Raw genomic sequence first — 18,146 nt, forward strand, 5'->3', positions numbered from 1 at the left:
AGAAGCAACTATCATGAATAAAACCTTTAAAACGTTAGCTGAACCAAATCGTTTTCAGATTGTCGAGCTTCTGCGTAACGGACCGCTTTCTGTAGGGGAAGTTGCTGATCGAATTGGGCTCCGCCAACCACAGACCTCGAAACATCTTCGTGCCTTAATGGACGCCGGGTTGGTCGAGGCGGATCCAATCGCCAACCGACGAATTTACAAACTGCGCCTAGAGCCATTCCAAGAGCTGGATATCTGGTTGGAGTCTTATCGACACATCTGGAAGGAAAGATTAGACAGCTTAGATGATTACCTGCAGGACTTGCAGCGAAAAGACAATCATCATCATGATGAAGATAAAGAATAATAAAAAAAACAAGAGCCTGTTTTGAAAATTTTTCAAAACAGGCTCTTGTTATTAAATTCCCATCACACCACCGTTAGATGCATTTGTTACTAGTTTGGAATATCGGCCTAACCAACCCTTTTTGATTTTAGGCTCAAATGGTGGTAAGTTTTTTTTACGTTCTTCCAATTCCTCGTCAGATATTTGTGCGTTTAAGGTTCTGTTTGGTAAATCAATCACAATCGTATCCCCATTTTCAATCAAGGCAATTGGGCCGCCTTCTGCTGCTTCTGGAGAGATATGTCCGATCGAGATACCTCGAGAGGCACCAGAAAAACGTCCATCGGTTAAAAGTGCTACCGTACTGCCTAACCCACGTCCCATAATTGCGGAAGTTGGAGCGAGCATCTCCGGCATGCCAGGACCACCTTTCGGACCTTCATAACGAATCACAACCACATGACCTTCTTTTACCGTCCCATTGTCAATTGCTTCCTGTGCTTCGTCTTGTGAATTAAAGACGATGGCTTCCCCTTTAAATTCCTTAATAGCTGGATCAACGGCACCTACTTTAATCACAGCGCCTTCTGGGGCAAGGTTTCCATATAAAATCGATAAGCCACCAACCGGGCTATAGGGATTGTCCTTGGTTCGAATGACTTGTTCGTTGGTGATGCGATAATCACTAACAAGATCTCCCATCGTTTGCCCGGTGATAGTTAAGCGGTCGGGATGGATAGCACCAGGAATGTTTGTCAGTTCATTAATGATAGCGCTGACCCCGCCAGCCTTATTAATATCATCCATTGATAGATCGGAGGCAGGCATAATTTTGGCTAGATATGGTACGCGTTCGGCAATTTTATTTATATCCTCTAGGTTGTACTCGATTTCTGCTTCATTCGCAATCGCAAGGGTATGCAAAACGGTATTGGTTGAGCCTCCCATGGCCATATCTAAAGCAAAAGCATCATCAATTGCTTCTTTTGTAATAATATCCCGTGGTTTCACGTCTTCTTTAACCATGCGAACGAGATGTCTGGCTGCCTCATAAATAAGTTCTTTACGTTTCTCACTAGTGGCCACAACAGAACCATTGCCGGGGAGAGCAAGACCTAACATCTCCATTAAACAGTTCATCGAATTGGCTGTAAACATACCAGAACAAGAACCACAGGTAGGGCATGCATTATTTTCGATATCTTTAAACTCTTCTTCTGACATTTTACCAGATTTAAAGGCACCAACCCCTTCGAAAACAGAGCTTAACGATAACTGTTTTCCACTGGAGCTTGTTCCTGCTTCCATCGGACCGCCAGACACAAATACGGCTGGGACATTGGTACGGGCAGCAGCCATCAGCATGCCAGGTGTGATCTTGTCACAATTGGGGATATAAAATACCCCATCAAACCAATGGGCATTAATTACCGTTTCTGCACTGTCAGCGATTAATTCACGACTGGGCAAGGAATAACGCATGCCGATATGTCCCATGGCAATCCCGTCATCAACACCAATCGTATTGAATTCAAATGGAATACCACCGGCTTCAATAATCGCTTCCTTCACGACCTCAGCAAATTCACGTAAATGGACATGACCTGGAATAATATCAATATAGGAATTACAAACGCCAATAAAAGGTTTGCCCCAATCTTTCGCTTTTACCTTTCCTGTCGCGTATAAAAGACTGCGATGCGGGGCGCGATCTACCCCAATTTTAATCGTATCACTTCTCATTTGTACATCCATCCTTAAATTAATAGTTAATATTCTATATTTTATAAGGATAGTTGTCTGCTGTCAATAGTGTTGTATGATGTATTTTATGAAAAATGTATTTACTAGAGGCTATTGTTAAAAAAATGACGGACAAAGTCAGGAAAAAACTCCCACTTTGTCCGTCATTAAATCTTACGACATTCTCAAACTTATTCAATTCCTAATTCTCGCATCGCATGTAAAATATGAATTTTCATGGCGCTTTTGGCCCCTTCAGGATTACGATGTTTCATAAACTCCATAATCATATGGTGATCATGGATGGTATCTTTGACGGCTAATTCTCTTTTAGTGGATAGAATAACCCCTTTGTTGATTGCCTGATAAATAACCGGCATCAGCTTTTCCATAAATTCATTATGGGTCGCCTTTACAATGGCTTGGTGAAATTGCTGTTCCACTTCTGTCCGGTCCTCTTTGGCTTTGATTTTCTGTTCTATCTGCATGCCGTAATCCAAAATCCGTTTTAATTCTGTTTCACTGGCTCGAACTGTCGCATAGTAGGCGGCGTCCGGCTCAAATATCAATCGCATTTCGTATAAATCCCGTGCATTGATTTTTGCTTCTGTAAGCTCGCCAAAGGTTTCCAGATTATCAGTATCAACATTTTCTTTGATATATGTTCCTTTTCCACGTCTGATTTCTACGATACCATTAGCCACTAAGATACGAATGGCTTCCCGAAGCGTGGTTCGGCTGATATTTAATTCCCCTGATAACTCATTTTCGTTGGGAAGCTTATCACCAGGTGCAAATCTTTTCTCTATGGCGATCATCGACATCATATCGTCGGCTACACTATCAGATAATCTTTTTTGCTGCATATTCTCTATCACCCTGTTTTAGTATAACATAGCTGGAACATTTAGCGTTCTCATAGTTAATTCGCCTGCAAATAAGTCCACACAGCATTGGTGAATAATTGTACCTGGGCTTTGGTCGAATTTTCTTCAAACAAGGATAGGAATGGCTTCAAAAGGTTTTGCACGACAATTTTTCGAATGCGATCTCGTTTTAATTCGGATAACATGGTATCAAATAAGTCCTGTTGCTCCTCATTAAAATCAAGATGTGCTTGCAGTTGATCAGCCATTTCTAAAAGCTCAGGGAGTGTGATGATTTGTTTGTGTACATTCGATTGCAATAAATCGATGGCGCTATTATTTAAAAAAGTACTTCCTCTCTGTTCCATCTGCGCGAGTAAAATTTCTACATAAGACAGTAAGGTTTCAATTAATTCTTTTAGAGAGAAGCGGCTGTTGGTAATATTCAAGGTGAACAGCATATACTGCAGCATGCCAAAGTATAATACGGTTGCCTCGGTGGCATATTCCCTGATATCTTCGCCCATCACATCGACTAAACGATTGGCCATCCATTCCATTTCAATCGTACGATGCTGTAAAACCAGTTTTTTTAAATCGGAATTATCGGAGGATAAGATGTTCTCAAACAATGCACGTAAATTATTTTCTTCATTTAGCTTCATAATTACAGTGATTTGCTCCACCAGTACGCTGCGATCCTTCTCATCTTTGCCAATTTGGATGGCTACTCGTTGTTGACTGGCGTCATAACGAATATTCTCTAATATTTCAACAAGACAATCATTTTTAGAAGAAAAATAATTATAAAAAGTTCCTTTTGATATCTCTGCTTTATCGATAATTTCCTGAATCGATGTTTCCTGGAATCCTTTATCAATAAACAGTCTTAACGCAATGTCGGCTACTTTTCTTTTGCGTTGATTCATCTAGCATCACCTGATCTTTCTCTATCGTCTAGTATACAATTCTAATAGATAAAAAACAATTTTTTGAACTGAAAGTATAAAAACCTTGAAAAAAATGTACGGTAGGTATAATATATAAAAGTGCTCATTATTTTAAAGAAAGATAAGAGGGATGTTTGATGGATTCACAAGTAAATAAAGCATCTTATACGATGCTTGCTATTTTGTTTGTTGGGGCGTTTGTTTCTTTTTTGAATAATTCGTTATTAAATGTAGCTCTTCCGTCGATTATGGTTGATTTAGGGTTGGATAACTACTCAACGGTACAATGGTTGGCTACCGGTTATATGCTGGTAAGCGGGATTCTTATTCCGGCTTCAGCTTTTTTGATTACACGTTTTTCTAATCGGAATTTGTTTATTACGGCAATGTCCATCTTTGCGTTAGGTACGGCTTTGGCGGCATTTGCACCTAATTTCGGTGTTTTATTAGCAGGGCGTATGGTGCAGGCCGTTGGATCTTCCGTTATGGGACCATTATTAATGAATATTATGTTAGTCAGCTTTCCACGAGATAAACGTGGTACAGCGATGGGCGTGTTTGGCATGGTAATGATAGCTGCACCGGCAATTGGCCCAACGCTATCAGGCTATATTGTGGAATATCACCATTGGCGTCTGCTTTTTGAAATGATTTTGCCATTATCCATTATTAGTCTAGGTTTAGCCATTTGGAAATTCCGTAATGTGATGGAACAGGATAAACAGGCAAGTCTGGATTATTTCTCCTTAGTGCTATCTAGCTTAGGCTTTGGTGGTGTTTTATATGGAGTCAGTAATGCGAGTGCGGATGGCTGGGGCGATACCATCGTATTAACTACCTTGATAGTTGGTGTTATTTCTTTAGTTTTATTTGTTATCCGACAGCTAAAAATGGATAAGCCATTGTTAGATTTACGGCCTTATAAATATCCAATGTTTAGCTTGGCTTCTATTATTATGGTAGTTAATGCTGTTGCCATGTTTTCTGGTATGATTTTGACACCTGCTTATGTGCAGGATGTTCGTGGTATTTCACCTATGCATTCCGGTTTAATGTTATTACCAGGTGCATTGATCATGGGGATTATGTCACCAATTACGGGAAAATTATTTGATAAGTTTGGTCCACGTGTTTTAGCTTTTGTGGGGCTTACTGTTACAGGGGTATCGACATTTATGCTTGCCCATGTACAGCTTGATTCAACGTATACCTATATTGTAGTCGTTTATGCATTGCGGATGTTAGGAATGTCAATGGTGATGATGCCAATCATGACAAATGGCTTGAATCAATTGCCAACCAGCTTAAATCCACATGGTACGGCGATTAATAATACAGCACAACAAGTATCTGGTGCGATTGGTACTGCAGTTATGATTACGATTATGAACTCCGTTGCTACATCTGAAGGAGAAAGCTTAATGCAGGGTGTGGATCCAGCCACGGTAACAGACGCCACCATGATGTCGATGTCACAGCAAGCATTGTTGGCAGGGATTCAATATTCCTTTTATGTGGCATTGGGAATAAATATTGTGGCTTTAATCTTGTCCTTATTTATGAAACGAGTCGATACAAGTGATAAAGCCGTGGAGGAGATAGAAAAAGAAAAGGGTGCTGTCAAACCAGCGGTATCCTAATGGTTAAACCAGCGTGCGCGAACGTCATCATGATGTTTCGTGCACTTTTTTTGTTTACTATTATGATTATATGATTTGGGCGTCATCGGGGAAATGACGCCCAAAATCCGAGGGAGAAGCGCTGAAATGGTCGTCATCATGGAAATGACGCCCAAAATCCGAGGGAGAAGCGCTGAAATGGGTGTCATAACGGAAATGACGGCCAAAATCGGAGGGAAAAGCGCTGAAATGGTCGTCATATCGGAAATGACGGCCAAAATCCGAGAAAAAAGCGTCGAAATGGTCGTCATCATGGAAATGACGGCCAAAATGGAAGGGGAAAGCGCTGAAATGGTCGTCATCACGGAAATGACGGCCAAAATCGGAGAGGGAAGCGCTGAAATGGTCGTCATCATGGAAATGACGGCCAAAATCGGAGAGAAAAGCGTCAAAATGGTCGTCATATCGAAAATGACGGCCAAAATCCGAGGGAGAAGCGTTGAAATGGGTGTCATCTCAGTAATAACGCCAAGCATACATGCTATAATACAAGAAAAAACCGAGTAAAGATACTCGGCTTTTTTAATGAAAATAGTTGCTTAAGGCATTGGTGACTGCCTGTCCAATGTTAGATTGATAGCTTTCGGTTTGAATAACCTCGATATCATGCGGGTTGGTAATAAAGCCTAATTCAAGTAATAATGCCGGGTTGTCATTGTTACGCAATACATGCAGGCTTTCGTGCATCACGCCGCGATCTGTCAAATCAACATGTTCTGCAAGCGACTGCTGCATCTGATAGGCAAATGATTGATCACTATCATTCGTATAATAAGTACTGATTCCATTGACTAATCGCAATGGATTGGCATTGTAATGAAGACTTATAAATGCATCGGTATGATAGCTGTGACTAATATTTACCCGTTCTTCTAAACTAATAAAGGTATCATTCGATCGAGTGAGGATGGCATTTGCGCCTGCACTTTCCAAATCACTCGCAATTTGGTTGGCGGCTATCATGGCAAGATCTTTTTCTTGGTTGCCATACAAACCAATGGCACCGGGATCATGACCGCCATGACCAGGGTCAAGCACGATATTATATCCGCTTAAGTCCCCATCACCATTATTTTCCGTGCGAGCAACCTGTTCTACCTCTGCACTTTCTGACTGTGTCGTTTCATTAGAGGAAGAGGACTGGCTGTCATTGGCACTGTCACTCGTTAACCAACGAGCAACCCATCCTGTAGATCCATCGTTTAATTGGACTTTAATCCAATCACTTTGCGTTTCAACGACGGAGAACTTATCCCCGTTTGTGGCAAAGTTTATGATGGAATTACTGGTATCAGGTCCGGAACGTATTCTGGTGCCTTCTGCTTGCACAGTGATTTCTTTACTGCTGGTTGTTTCGACGGCAGTTTCGGAATCAGAAGCAAATAGATACTGTGACGCTACCCAGCCGCTTTGGCCATTTACGTAGGTTTGGTACCAACCATGCTTTTCTTGGAATACTTTAATCTTATCCCCGGCCTGGAGTTTTCCGATGACATCGCTATTACTAGCTGGTTCTTCACGAACAAGAAGAACTGAGGCGTCTACCTCGTATACTTTTTCCTGCGCAAATACGGTGGCAGGCAGTATAAAGAAAAAACATAAGATGCTAAAACCAACTATTTTTTTCATCTCATCTCCCCATTCTATATCTATTAAAAATCTATATCCCATTGTACCCTATTTTAAAAAAAATAAACATGAAATATTAGGGAATTGTTCAATGTACTTGAAAGGATAGCGCTGTTGATTATCTGTCATGACTACTTTAAATGTAATAGATGCGGTCGGTAGCATTTCCTAGTATAATAAAATAATATGGTATTTTTTGAATAGGAGCGTTTTTTTGTGAAGAATCAGTCATTTGTTCAAACATCCTTGGAAACAATGCAGTGGTTTATTTTCTTTTTGGCTAGTTCGGTGGCTTTGCCGATCGTGATCGGGGCCGTTTTTCATATGGATTTCCACCAGATTGCTGGTTTAATGCAGCGTACTTTTTTTATTGTTGGTCTTGCTTCCCTGCTGCAAGGTCTATTCGGTCATCGTTTGCCGATCATGGAAGGACCGGCGGGAATATGGATCAGTATTTTTACTGTCATGGCCGCAACGGGTTTACAGAGTGGGGAAGGTCTTGATCATACCTTGCGTTTATTACAGACAACCATGATCTTTACAGGGATCTTCTTAGTATTAATTGGTGTTTTTCGTATCTCGCAAAAAATATTACCAATTTTCACTCCATTAGTTACTGGCACCTTCTTCTTATTATTAACGGTTCAATTGAGCGGTACTTTTTTGGAAGGTATGCTGGGGTTACAAGGAGAAGCAGAGAATATCCAAGTAAAGGAAGCTGGTCTTGCCTTTCTAACTTTTTTTATTGTATTGGGTTTGTCTACTTTTGCTAAAGGTTGGTTAAGCAGTTATTCTATGTTTATAGGTATTATTGCCGGATGGATATTATTTGTGCTGATTGGGGGATCTTCTCCGCAGTTAGAAAGTGTGTCTTTTTTTGCTGTGCCGGAATTATTCGCCTTTGGAATGCCTGTATGGGATTTGAGTGTGGTACCTGTTGCTTTGATTACCTCGATTATATTAATATCTAATGTGGTTGCTTCTGTAGTAGCGATTGAACAAACATTAGGTGCCAAAACAAATAGCCCCTTAGCGGTAAACCGAGGGACGATCTTGTCAGGTGTTAACCATGGTGTAGCTGGTGTATTCTCTGGCATTGCCAATGTGCCGTTAGCAACTTCAGCTGGCTTTATTGGTTTGACAGGACAGAAAAGAAAAAAACCTTTTATCTATGCGTCGTTGATCTTATTGATTATTGCGTTTTTTCCACCAATTGTTTCGTTTATCTCCAGCATTCCGGCACCGATTGCCAATGCAGCCTTGATGGCATCATTCATTCAATTGGTTAGTTTGGGTATTCATAATGTGACGCTGCAGCCTTTAGATAACCGGAAAGTTACGATTGTAGGTATTGCCTATTTAATTGGAATGGGCACGATGTTTTTACCGGCAGAGGTGTTCTCCAATCTGCCATCTATTGTGCAGAATGTGATGAGCAATGGGCTGTTAGTCGGTGTGACGTTAGTTATTTTGATCGAACAATTATGGCGTGAGAAAAAAACGTCTGGAAAGGAGAATGAGTCATGAAAGCAGTCATAGCAAAACAACCAGGAGGAGCTGAACAATTAGTTTATCAAGAAATGCCAGGCCCAACCATGTCAGATAAAGATGTCTTAATCGATGTTTATGCGTCTGCTGTGAACCGTACCGATATCTTGAATCGTGAAGGGAAGTCTGGGTATGCAGAGAATCCGATAATTGGAATTGAGGTAGCTGGTGAGGTTGCTGATCCGAATGGTCATAGTCACTGGAAGAAAGGGGATCGAATAATGGGTTTGGTGAACGGCGGTGCCTATGCAGAACAAGTGGTAATGCCTGCCGACCGAGTGATGCCTATTCCAGATCGCTTGTCGTTTGAAGAGGCTGCTGCAATCCCTGAGGTATTCCTGACTGCTTTTCAAACATTGTATTGGATCGGTGATTTGCAACGTAGTGAAAAGGTATTGATTCACGCTGGCGCCAGTGGAGTGGGTACAGCTGCGATCCAGTTAGCGCGTGTCCTTTCTGATGCAGAAATTTTCACAACGGCAGGGACAGCAGAGAAATTAGCTTATTGTAAACAGTTAGGCGCGAATGAGACCATTCCGTATAAAGAAGTAGATTTTGCTGACGTTATCACCAAGATTACAGATGGTGAAGGTGTTTCCTTGATTTTAGATTTCATTGGAGCCAGCTACTGGCAGAAAAATATGCAGAGTATTGCCGTGGATGGCCGCTGGGTGCTGATTGGTGTACTAGGTGGAAGTAAGGTGGAACAGATTTCTTTAATGGATGTCATGGCAAAGCGAATCCAATTGACAGGTACCTTGTTAACCCCAAGAAGTGATGCCTATAAAGCAAGACTTACGAGAGATTTTATCGAACGGGCGCTTCCATACATGGAACAGGGCAAGTTGCAGCCAGTTATTGATACGGTTTATCCAATGGAAGAAGTAGCTGATGCCCATCGTCATATGGAAGCCAATAAGAATATTGGTAAGCTGATTTTGCAGGTGCGAACATCATAAAATAGAGAATAAAAACAACTTGCTATCGTTAAAAAAGTCAGGTCCATATTATGAGTGCAGCCTGCTTTTATTGCGCTAAATACGATGAGGTAACTAGTGTTAAATAGAGGCAGCGCATCTGCTAGTATATGCTATAATAATCACAGAATGGAAAGGAAGTGGGGATAAAATGATGACAATAGTAGCGCTGACACCGATTTTAGCAGTATTCTTATTTCTTGTCTTACTACGTATGCCAGCGATGAAAGCGATGCCAATTAGCCTGCTGATTACAGGAGTTTTGGCATTTTTCTATTGGAAAGTCCCCTTATTACAAATTAGTGCTTCCATAATTGAAGGAGTGTTGATTGGTATATCTGTTCTGTATATTGTATTTGGTGCGATTTTATTATTAAATACGTTACAGAAAAGCGGGGCTATTGGTACGATTCGTAACTTCTTTATGGGAGTAACTCCTGATAGGAGGGTGCAAGTTATTTTAATTGCATGGCTATTTGGTGCTTTTATCGAAGGAGCAGCGGGGTTTGGTACACCAGCGGCGATCGTGGCACCATTATTGGTAGTCTTGGGCTTCCCTCCTTTGGCTGCCGTTGTACTAGCATTAATAGCGAACAGTGTGCCGGTATCGTTTGGAGCGGTAGGAACACCGATTATTGTTGGTGTTGGACAAGGTTTGGTAGAAGGTGGCTCGCTTGCTCAAGTCGCCGCTTTATTCTTAGGAGATATTAGCATTGGAGAATATACGCGCGTGATTGCTAGTCAAGTGATGCAATTTGACCTAATCACTGGTACACTCATGCCGTTAGTATTGGTCGTGCTATTAAGCCGCTTTTTTGGCAAGGATAAATCTTGGAAAAAGGCGTTTGAATTATGGAGATTTGCTCTTTATGCTGGGTTTAGTTTTACGATTCCAGCCTTCCTGGTAGCCGTTTTTGTAGGACCGGAATTTCCATCGATCATCGCCGGTTTAGTGGGATTATTACTGGTATTGTTTGCTGTTAAAAGAGGCTGGATGATGCCTGATGAGCCATGGCAATTTCCGCCACGCGAAGATTGGTCAAAAGAATGGCTGGGAGATTTACCAATCGCCAAGCAGGAAAAAGTAAAGGAAATGAATTTATTAAAGGCTTGGTTACCCTACTTATTATTGGGCATATTATTAATTATCACGCGTGTAGAAGAACTGCCGGTTAAGGGCTGGCTTAATAATGTGACTGTCGGCTGGGAGAACATCCTTGGCACTTCGATTTCAGCGGTATTTGAACCCTTGTATTTACCAGGTACTGTTTTTTTAATCGTTGTTCTTATTACTATCATTTACCACCAGGTATCATTTCGAGCATTTGGTCAGGCCTTTGCTACTTCCGGAAAAACTTTAATCGGCACAGCTATTACCTTGTTTACAGCTGTTCCTATGGTAAGAATTTTTATCAATTCTGGATTGAATGAAGCTGGATTAGAAAGTATGCCTATTGAATTAGCGCATCAAGCGGCTGTTTTAATTGGTACAGGTTGGCCAATCATGGCACCATTTATTGGTGTGTTAGGTTCGTTTATTTCAGGGAGTGCAACATTTAGTAATATGATGTTTTCCTTATTCCAATTTTCGGTAGCGGATAAAGCAGGAGTTGATCCAACCCAAATTGTTAGTTTACAGATCATAGGATCAAATGCAGGAAATATGATTTGTGTTGTGAATGTGGTAGCCGCTGCATCCGTGGTTGGTCTAGTTGGAAAAGAAGGGGTAATCATTCGAATGACTATGATCGCCATGTTCGTTTATGCTGGGTTAGCTGGTGTGCTTGGATACGTATTCTCTTTATGGTGAGTCGACTCTTGTTCATCTATGCTTGACAAGTGCTTTAACCCTTGGTGGAACGAGTTCTGTCTGTGCGGAAATCGCTTGCGTCTGCCTTGAATTTTTGTTTCGTATTATTTCTAATATTTCGAATATTATATTTTTTCTTTGGCATGTTATTCTACCTCCCTTATATTGTTACCTGCATTAATAAGGTGCCCAATTTTTCAGTGGTTATGTAGAGCAAAAAGGAGGAGTACTCCAAATGTTGTTTTGTGAGATCAGCCATTAATACACCCACACACCTAGAAAATTATCCCGATCATACAGAAGTTGGACGGTAAACTGCGATTCAGTCAGCAGTTCGTATGTTTTTATAAGATAAAAGACTGGATATATTTATTCTGTTTTTGTGCTCGTTTATTTCATTGAGTTCTTTTTCACGTCTATAACTTTTCTGCAATAATCTGTAACAAGCATAAGGATGATACTATAACATAAAAAATCGATTAACTAGTAACACTCAATTTAGTGATTTCACAAGATTTCAAGATTATTTTACCACTCATTTACTACTGTGGAATGAACTTTAATGTGAAAAAAATCACCAAACAGATCAGCTGCTTTTCTAAAAATACAACGGAGCCGATTCTTCAAATACTTAAGCATTTCTGTTCATGCCACTTTAAATCATAACATAATGATGAGGGTTCACGTATTTAGATTTCTTTACAAACGATTGACTTATATATCGCACCTCGATATAATAAAAGAAATATATGTATCGAGGTGCGATATAGTGATGAATTCAAAAATTAAAAAGATATATGTTCCAATGACCGAAACAGCCTTTTATATTTTATTATCCCTGCAGTCTTCTCGATATGGTTATCTTATTATGCAGCATGTTGAGGAATTAACAAATGGTCGTATCAAACTTGGAGCAGGGACTTTATATGGTAGTTTAGCGAAAATGCAGAAGGATGGACTGATTGAGATTGTAAGGATAGAAGATAAGCGAAAGATTTATCAAGTAACGGACCTTGGTAATCAGCTGTTGCGTATCGAAAAAGAAAGAATTATAGAACTATACAAAAATACAGAAAGGATTGAGGACTGATGGAGAAGAAGGTGTTCAAATTTTTCACCGTGGATAATTTTGAAAAGGAGGAAGCATATTTAAGGAAGATGGCACAGAAAGGCTGGCATTTTAAACGTTATCAAGGATTTAGATACTACTTTGAAAAAGGTGAGCCACAAGACGTGTATTACCGTATCGACTGTCACAGTCCAGGTGATGGAGACAGAGATGATTATATACAGTTTTTTGAAGATAGTGGCTGGTCACCAGTTTTTTTCTATCCTATATTTGACGTAGAATGGACTTATTTTCGCAAAAGCAGCAACCATTCTGGAATTACAGAAATATATACAGATTCTACATCAAAAATCAGTCTGTTTCGTAAAATAAGAAAAAGATGGAGCTTTTTGGGAATATTTATTTTCACTTGTATGATTATACTTTCGCTTCTAAGTGGTATAACGCTTGAAAGACCCTTTCTATTATTATTTCTTGCAATTGTAGTAGGAAGCTTTATTCTCTTATATAGCAAAATGATATTTAATTTGACGAGAAAAATTCAAAAGCTACAACAATAATTTTCTGTTATCTTTTTCTTATGACAGGTGGAACGATTTTTGCATGGATTAACCGTTGTGATATCTGCTATGCTTCCCATATCAAAGGCGATGCATGTCTTGCAGTACCTAGAACTCTTTATGCTTTTCGTGATAACCATTATTGAGTCATTTTCTAGCGGAGCATATTCCCGCAGCGCTTGTTTCGCACAGATAAAGCGATCAAACTCACTACTCAGGAAAGGGCTCTACTTAACATAATCCGTCTTATCGATAGTCAGTATCCACATTAGCAGTAAAGGACCAGGCGAAAATTGCCTGGTTTTTTAACAAAAAATAAGACTTTGAAGTTTCGTTCAAATAAAGTAGGGGAATATAAAAAATAGGTATTTCGCGATCCTATGATGGATAGTCATTCTCCTTATTTTATCATGGAAAAATTCCAATTCTGGAAAAATAATTTTCAAAAATGGAATTTAATACTGTTTTTGCTTGACATAGACAGCTTTTTCCTTTAAGATTTGAGTATAATATTACATTAGTATTTCATTTTTATTACATGAATGTGTCACTTTGTGTAAGGTTAATGTTATACAATGTATGTATCAGTGGCAATACGAAGCAATTGCCCTTGATACCAATAAGGTTATAATAGGAATACCTGTCTTTTCTAACACATTAGCCATAACTTAGCGACTGTTAAGTCATATCAGGCTACCAAGTCTTACCTTCCAAAATTATGTCGTACTCTCTTAAATTCTGCAACGTGTACAATCGATTTCGTTTCTTTCTTTTGTTTCAAATGATTTCCAGATCTATAAGTGGTGAGTACATTGAAATCTGTAAATGTAGAGTCAAAGGAAGATTGAAATCACATTAGCATAAGTTTAAATGTATGCGCTTTCCGTTTTGCTGATATAGCCTTTTGACAGAACTATACTACTCTTAGCAATCTAAACAAGAGTTGTATAGTTTTATTTAAAATAGGGGTGTATAAATTGTCATTTTGGTAAACAAGATCACATTAGTGAGGCAACTATTATATTACCCAAGCCATCTGGCGTTATATATCAGCGAATGCATAGTGGGGGGAGATGGGATTTTCCTATTTAGTAAAAGCTTGAGAACTTATAACGGAGGGAGTGCTGTCGATGGGCTATCAAGAAACATATGAACAATGGAAAGAGGAAAAGGATTTAGACCTGTTATTAAGACAACAACTAGACATGCTTGCCGAAGATCAGGAACAACTAGAGGATGCTTTTGCGGTACCATTAGAATTTGGTACGGCTGGCATGAGAGGGCTTATAGGCCCTGGTATTAATCGAATGAATATGTATACTGTAAGACAAGCTACAGAAGGATTAGCACGTTTTATCGAAGCGCAATCAAACACAGCTAAATCAAAAGGAGTAGTGATCGCTTACGATTGTCGCCACATGTCACAGGAATTTGCACTAGAGGCTGCAAAAACCTTGGCAGCACATGACATTGTCACTTATGTGTTCGAGGATTTACGACCAACACCGGAACTTTCCTTCGCGGTAAGACATTTAGGGACTGTTGCGGGCATTATGATAACCGCTTCACACAATCCGGCTGCATACAATGGTTACAAGGTTTATGGTGAGGTTGGCGGTCAAATGCCCCCGGATGAAGCCGATAGGTTAACGGAGTTTGTGCGCGCTGTAGAAAATCCACTGCAAATTGCTGTCCTGTCCGAACAAGAGGCTAAGGAAAAAGGATTATTAACCATCATTGGTGCGGAAATAGACCGTATCTATTTGGAAAATGTGAAAACAGTAACGGTTGACCCAGCACTTACTAAACAGGCTGGGAAAGATTTGAAACTGGTTTTTTCGCCATTGCATGGAACAGGCAAAATGCTTGGAGAAAAAGCATTAAGGCAAGCTGGTTTTGAAGGTTTTTCTTTGGTGCCTGAGCAAGCGGTTGCCGACCCTAATTTTTCTACCGTGAAGTCGCCTAATCCAGAAGAACATTCTGCTTTTGAATATGCGATTAAATTGGGCAAGGAACAACAGGCGGAGCTGCTTGTTGCGACAGATCCTGACGCCGATCGTCTTGGTGTCGCCGTCAGAATGCCCAATCAGGAGTACGAGGTGTTATCAGGCAATCAAATCGGCGCATTGATGGCAGAATATATCTTAAGGACACGCCAACAGGCAGGGACGTTACCGAAAAATGCGACGATTTTGAAATCGATTGTTTCTAGTGAACTCGCGACAGCTATTGCGGAAAAGTATGATACGAGGTGCGTTAGCGTACTAACAGGGTTTAAATTTATTGCTGAAAAAATGGAACAATATGAAATAGATCAATCACAAACCTTCATGTTCGGTTTTGAAGAGAGTTACGGCTATTTAGTGAAACCGTTTGTTCGTGATAAGGACGCGATTCAAGCGCTAGTTATGATTGCAGAAGTAGCAGCATATCATAAAAAACAAGGAAAAACACTTTATGACGCTTTGCAGTCAATTTTTGAAACATTCGGATATTATAGTGAAAAAACCATATCGGTGACCATGCCAGGGGTTAAAGGTTCAGCAAAGATTGCAGCCCTTATGAAGCAATTGCGCAAAGATCCACCAAGGGAGTTTGGTGGAGAACTAGTGATACAAGTGGAAGATTATCAGCATTTGATCAAAACCTTTTTAGATGGAAACTCAGAAGATATCAATGCACCTGTCTCCAATGTATTAAAGTACACGTTATCTGATCATAGCTGGGTCGCCATACGGCCTTCAGGAACAGAGCCTAAGGTCAAATTTTACATCGCCGCGGTAGCGATTGATGCGGAGGAGGTTGAAGAAAAGATTACTAAATATGAATCTACTATTTCCAAACTAATAGAATCAATCGAGTAGTCTTCCTGCTCTTGACAAAACGGAGCAATGTCAAAGAAGTTGTAGAAAATGCTACTAGCCTCCTGATGGATCTCAGGTGAAAACTAAAACGTTTATGATGGGGTGGCAATATGCAAAGAAACGAACAAACTCGTGAAGCATTAGAAAGATTTCAATCTGGTGAGAACTTCTATAGTCACCATCTATTTGGTTATCATCATGACGTGCAGGATGAGCAAACAGGATTTATATTTAGGGTGTGGGCACCTCATGCTCAACAAGTATGGCTGGTAGGAACATTTAATGATTGGAACGATTCCTTACCAATGGAGAAAAATGAAGAATACGGCTGTTGGGAAATATTTACGACCATAGCGAAAGAACAAGATTTATATAAATACAAAATCCGTCAAGCAGATGGCAGAGAAATTCTCAAGATCGATCCCTTTGCCATAGCTTTTGAGGAGAGACCAGGCAGTGCAAGTGTTATTCGTGCCATTCCCGAACGAAAATGGAAGGATGGTCTATGGTTCACCCGGAAAAAACGCTCCAATTTTTTCAAACGTCCGATCAATATTTATGAAGTTCATGCTAGCTCATGGAGACATCATGAGGATGGTACGCCGTATACCTTTCAACAATTGACGGAAGAACTAATTCCTTATGTAAAAGAAATGGGCTATACCCATATCGAATTTATGCCGCTCATGGAGCACCCGCTTGGCGCCTCATGGGGATATCAACTAGTTGGTTATTTTGCCTTAAGTTCCTATTATGGTACCCCTGAAGAGTTTCAAGCATTCGTTGAATCTTGTCATATCCAGAATATTGGCGTATTAGTCGATTGGGTTCCAGGCCATTTCTGCGTAAACGAGGAAACGTTACCTCGTTATGATGGAACTCCGCAGTTTGAGTATCAAGATCTACAACGAGCCCAGAATATTCGCTGGGGTTCGGTAAATTTTGATTTAGGTAAACCACAAGTACAAAGCTTTCTGATATCCAGTGCCATATTCTGGTTGGAATTTTACCACCTTGATGGAATTAGGGTGGACGCTGTATCTAATATGCTGTATCTGGATTATGATGAGGGATCATGGCAACCAAATCATGAAGGTGGCAATCGTAACTTGGAAGGATACTACTTTTTGCAAAAGTTGAACGCCGTCATTAAATTGGCACATCCAGAAGCCATGATGATCGCTGAAGAGAGCTCATCAGATACGAAGATTACTGGATTGATCGAAACGGGAGCACTAGGTTTTGATTACAAATGGAATATGGGCTGGATGAATGACGTATTGCGTTTCTATCAAATGGACCCTCTTTTTCGCAAGGATCACATTTCCTTAATGACCTTTTCTTTTATGTACATGATGGATGAGAATTATATTCTGCCTTTATCACATGATGAAGTGGTACATGGAAAAAAGAGCTTAATGCACAAAATGTGGGGAGATCGTTATAAACAATTTGCTCAGCTTCGTAATCTATACACCTATTTACTGACACATCCCGGAAAGAAACTATTGTTTATGGGCAGTGAATGGGGGCAATTTTTGGAATGGAAGTATGATGAAGGGTTAGAATGGCGTGATTTGCAAGACGATTTGAATCATAAAATGCAGCACTTCACTCGTCATATCAATCATTTATATAAAGCAGAATCAGCATTATGGGAATTAGAAGAGACCCAAGATACATTAACCATCATTGATGCCGATAATCGAAATGAAACGGTATTGAGTTTTATCCGCCAAGGGAAAAAGAAGAAGGATTTCCTGATTGTTATCTTCAATATGACCCCGATAGAACGTAAAGACTTCCCGATCGGTGTGCCTTATCCGGGAGTATACGAAGAAATTCTCAATACAGAAAAAGAAGAATTTGGCGGTACATGGGTGAGAAACAATGAAGATTGTCAAAGTGTACAAGAACCATTCAAAGCATTTGACCAGCAGATTCGAACCATCGTTCCGGCACTAGGAGCACTCCTGTTACGACCGAAAAAAATCCAAATGAAAAAAAAGCAAAAACCCGGTAAATAATTGTTCCCACCCAGCATACACTTTAAAGTTGGCAAGATGAAAGAATCCATAGATATTAAGCCACAGAAGGGAGGCAGGTGGAAGAATTCT

At 40.1% G+C, this 18,146-nt stretch carries 14 protein-coding genes; 10 read left to right on the top strand and 4 right to left on the bottom strand.

The features are described from left to right. Positions 1–13: 13 nt before the first annotated feature. Positions 14–355, top strand: coding sequence for an ArsR/SmtB family transcription factor (locus E0E32_RS08490; protein ID WP_130859580.1), 342 nt, complete (start codon positions 14–16; stop codon positions 353–355). Positions 356–406: 51 nt separating this feature from the next. Here E0E32_RS08490 and ilvD read toward each other — a convergent pair whose 3' ends face one another. The 3 genes from ilvD to E0E32_RS08505 form a co-directional block, all read right to left on the bottom strand. Beyond that, positions 407–2,077, bottom strand: a complete 1,671-nt coding sequence (gene ilvD / locus E0E32_RS08495) for a dihydroxy-acid dehydratase (protein WP_066191598.1) — start codon at positions 2,075–2,077, stop codon at positions 407–409. Positions 2,078–2,268: 191 nt separating this feature from the next. After that, positions 2,269–2,943, bottom strand: a complete 675-nt coding sequence (locus E0E32_RS08500) for a FadR/GntR family transcriptional regulator (RefSeq protein ID WP_130859581.1) — start codon at positions 2,941–2,943, stop codon at positions 2,269–2,271. Positions 2,944–2,999: 56 nt separating this feature from the next. Continuing rightward, positions 3,000–3,872, bottom strand: coding sequence for a TetR/AcrR family transcriptional regulator (locus E0E32_RS08505; RefSeq protein ID WP_066191608.1), 873 nt, complete (start codon positions 3,870–3,872; stop codon positions 3,000–3,002). A gap of 158 nt (positions 3,873–4,030) precedes the next feature. Here E0E32_RS08505 and E0E32_RS08510 point away from each other — a divergent pair, with 158 nt between their 5' ends. Continuing rightward, positions 4,031–5,533 carry a DHA2 family efflux MFS transporter permease subunit gene (locus tag E0E32_RS08510; protein WP_130859582.1) on the top strand — a complete coding sequence of 501 codons (1,503 nt, stop codon included), beginning with the start codon at positions 4,031–4,033 and terminating at the stop codon, positions 5,531–5,533. Positions 5,534–5,626: 93 nt separating this feature from the next. Next, positions 5,627–6,079: a hypothetical protein gene (locus E0E32_RS08515; protein ID WP_130859583.1), complete on the top strand. Its 453-nt coding sequence runs from the start codon at positions 5,627–5,629 to the stop codon at positions 6,077–6,079. Between the two features lie 15 nt (positions 6,080–6,094). Here E0E32_RS08515 and E0E32_RS08520 read toward each other — a convergent pair whose 3' ends face one another. Continuing rightward, positions 6,095–7,201, bottom strand: a complete 1,107-nt coding sequence (locus tag E0E32_RS08520; protein WP_165445002.1) for an N-acetylmuramoyl-L-alanine amidase family protein — start codon at positions 7,199–7,201, stop codon at positions 6,095–6,097. 216 nt (positions 7,202–7,417) lie between these two features. On the opposite strand from E0E32_RS08520, the gene E0E32_RS08525 reads away from it, so the two are divergent. The 7 genes from E0E32_RS08525 to glgB all read left to right on the top strand — a co-directional run bounded on the left by E0E32_RS08525 (position 7,418) and on the right by glgB (position 18,056). Then, positions 7,418–8,728, top strand: coding sequence for a purine/pyrimidine permease (locus E0E32_RS08525; RefSeq protein ID WP_235817519.1), 1,311 nt, complete (start codon positions 7,418–7,420; stop codon positions 8,726–8,728). Beyond that, positions 8,725–9,708 (top strand): NAD(P)H-quinone oxidoreductase, encoded by a 984-nt coding sequence (locus E0E32_RS08530; protein ID WP_130859585.1) that lies wholly within the window; start codon positions 8,725–8,727, stop codon positions 9,706–9,708. The genes E0E32_RS08525 and E0E32_RS08530 overlap by 4 nt, the downstream gene beginning before the upstream one ends. Positions 9,709–9,877: 169 nt before the next feature. Then, positions 9,878–11,536 (top strand): L-lactate permease, encoded by a 1,659-nt coding sequence (locus E0E32_RS08535; RefSeq protein ID WP_066191626.1) that lies wholly within the window; start codon positions 9,878–9,880, stop codon positions 11,534–11,536. Positions 11,537–12,308: 772 nt separating this feature from the next. Beyond that, positions 12,309–12,626, top strand: a complete 318-nt coding sequence (locus E0E32_RS08540; protein ID WP_066191628.1) for a PadR family transcriptional regulator — start codon at positions 12,309–12,311, stop codon at positions 12,624–12,626. Continuing rightward, a complete protein-coding gene (locus E0E32_RS08545; RefSeq protein ID WP_130859586.1) occupies positions 12,626–13,165 on the top strand; it encodes a DUF2812 domain-containing protein in 540 nt (179 codons plus the stop codon). The genes E0E32_RS08540 and E0E32_RS08545 overlap by 1 nt, the downstream gene beginning before the upstream one ends. Positions 13,166–14,295: 1,130 nt before the next feature. After that, complete coding sequence (locus E0E32_RS08550; protein ID WP_130859587.1) at positions 14,296–16,029, top strand: phospho-sugar mutase; 1,734 nt, start codon at positions 14,296–14,298, stop codon at positions 16,027–16,029. A 110-nt stretch (positions 16,030–16,139) separates the two neighbouring features. After that, complete coding sequence (gene glgB, locus E0E32_RS08555; protein WP_130859588.1) at positions 16,140–18,056, top strand: 1,4-alpha-glucan branching protein GlgB; 1,917 nt, start codon at positions 16,140–16,142, stop codon at positions 18,054–18,056. The last annotated feature ends 90 nt before the right edge of the window (positions 18,057–18,146 follow it).

Source organism: Gracilibacillus phocaeensis (assembly GCF_900626275.1).
Taxonomy (GTDB): domain Bacteria; phylum Bacillota; class Bacilli; order Bacillales; family Amphibacillaceae; genus Gracilibacillus; species Gracilibacillus timonensis.

Bases quoted from the DNA above. Each gene is read 5' to 3' on its own strand.
- E0E32_RS08490 (WP_130859580.1), top strand. From the start codon at position 14: ATGAATAAAACCTTTAAAACGTTAGCTGAACCAAATCGTTTTCAGATT.
- ilvD (WP_066191598.1), bottom strand. From the start codon at position 2,077: ATGAGAAGTGATACGATTAAAATTGGGGTAGATCGCGCCCCGCATCGC.
- E0E32_RS08500 (WP_130859581.1), bottom strand. From the start codon at position 2,943: ATGCAGCAAAAAAGATTATCTGATAGTGTAGCCGACGATATGATGTCG.
- E0E32_RS08505 (WP_066191608.1), bottom strand. From the start codon at position 3,872: ATGAATCAACGCAAAAGAAAAGTAGCCGACATTGCGTTAAGACTGTTT.
- E0E32_RS08510 (WP_130859582.1), top strand. From the start codon at position 4,031: ATGGATTCACAAGTAAATAAAGCATCTTATACGATGCTTGCTATTTTG.
- E0E32_RS08515 (WP_130859583.1), top strand. From the start codon at position 5,627: ATGACGCCCAAAATCCGAGGGAGAAGCGCTGAAATGGTCGTCATCATG.
- E0E32_RS08520 (WP_165445002.1), bottom strand. From the start codon at position 7,201: ATGAAAAAAATAGTTGGTTTTAGCATCTTATGTTTTTTCTTTATACTG.
- E0E32_RS08530 (WP_130859585.1), top strand. From the start codon at position 8,725: ATGAAAGCAGTCATAGCAAAACAACCAGGAGGAGCTGAACAATTAGTT.
- E0E32_RS08535 (WP_066191626.1), top strand. From the start codon at position 9,878: ATGATGACAATAGTAGCGCTGACACCGATTTTAGCAGTATTCTTATTT.
- E0E32_RS08540 (WP_066191628.1), top strand. From the start codon at position 12,309: ATGAATTCAAAAATTAAAAAGATATATGTTCCAATGACCGAAACAGCC.
- E0E32_RS08545 (WP_130859586.1), top strand. From the start codon at position 12,626: ATGGAGAAGAAGGTGTTCAAATTTTTCACCGTGGATAATTTTGAAAAG.
- E0E32_RS08550 (WP_130859587.1), top strand. From the start codon at position 14,296: ATGGGCTATCAAGAAACATATGAACAATGGAAAGAGGAAAAGGATTTA.
- glgB (WP_130859588.1), top strand. From the start codon at position 16,140: ATGCAAAGAAACGAACAAACTCGTGAAGCATTAGAAAGATTTCAATCT.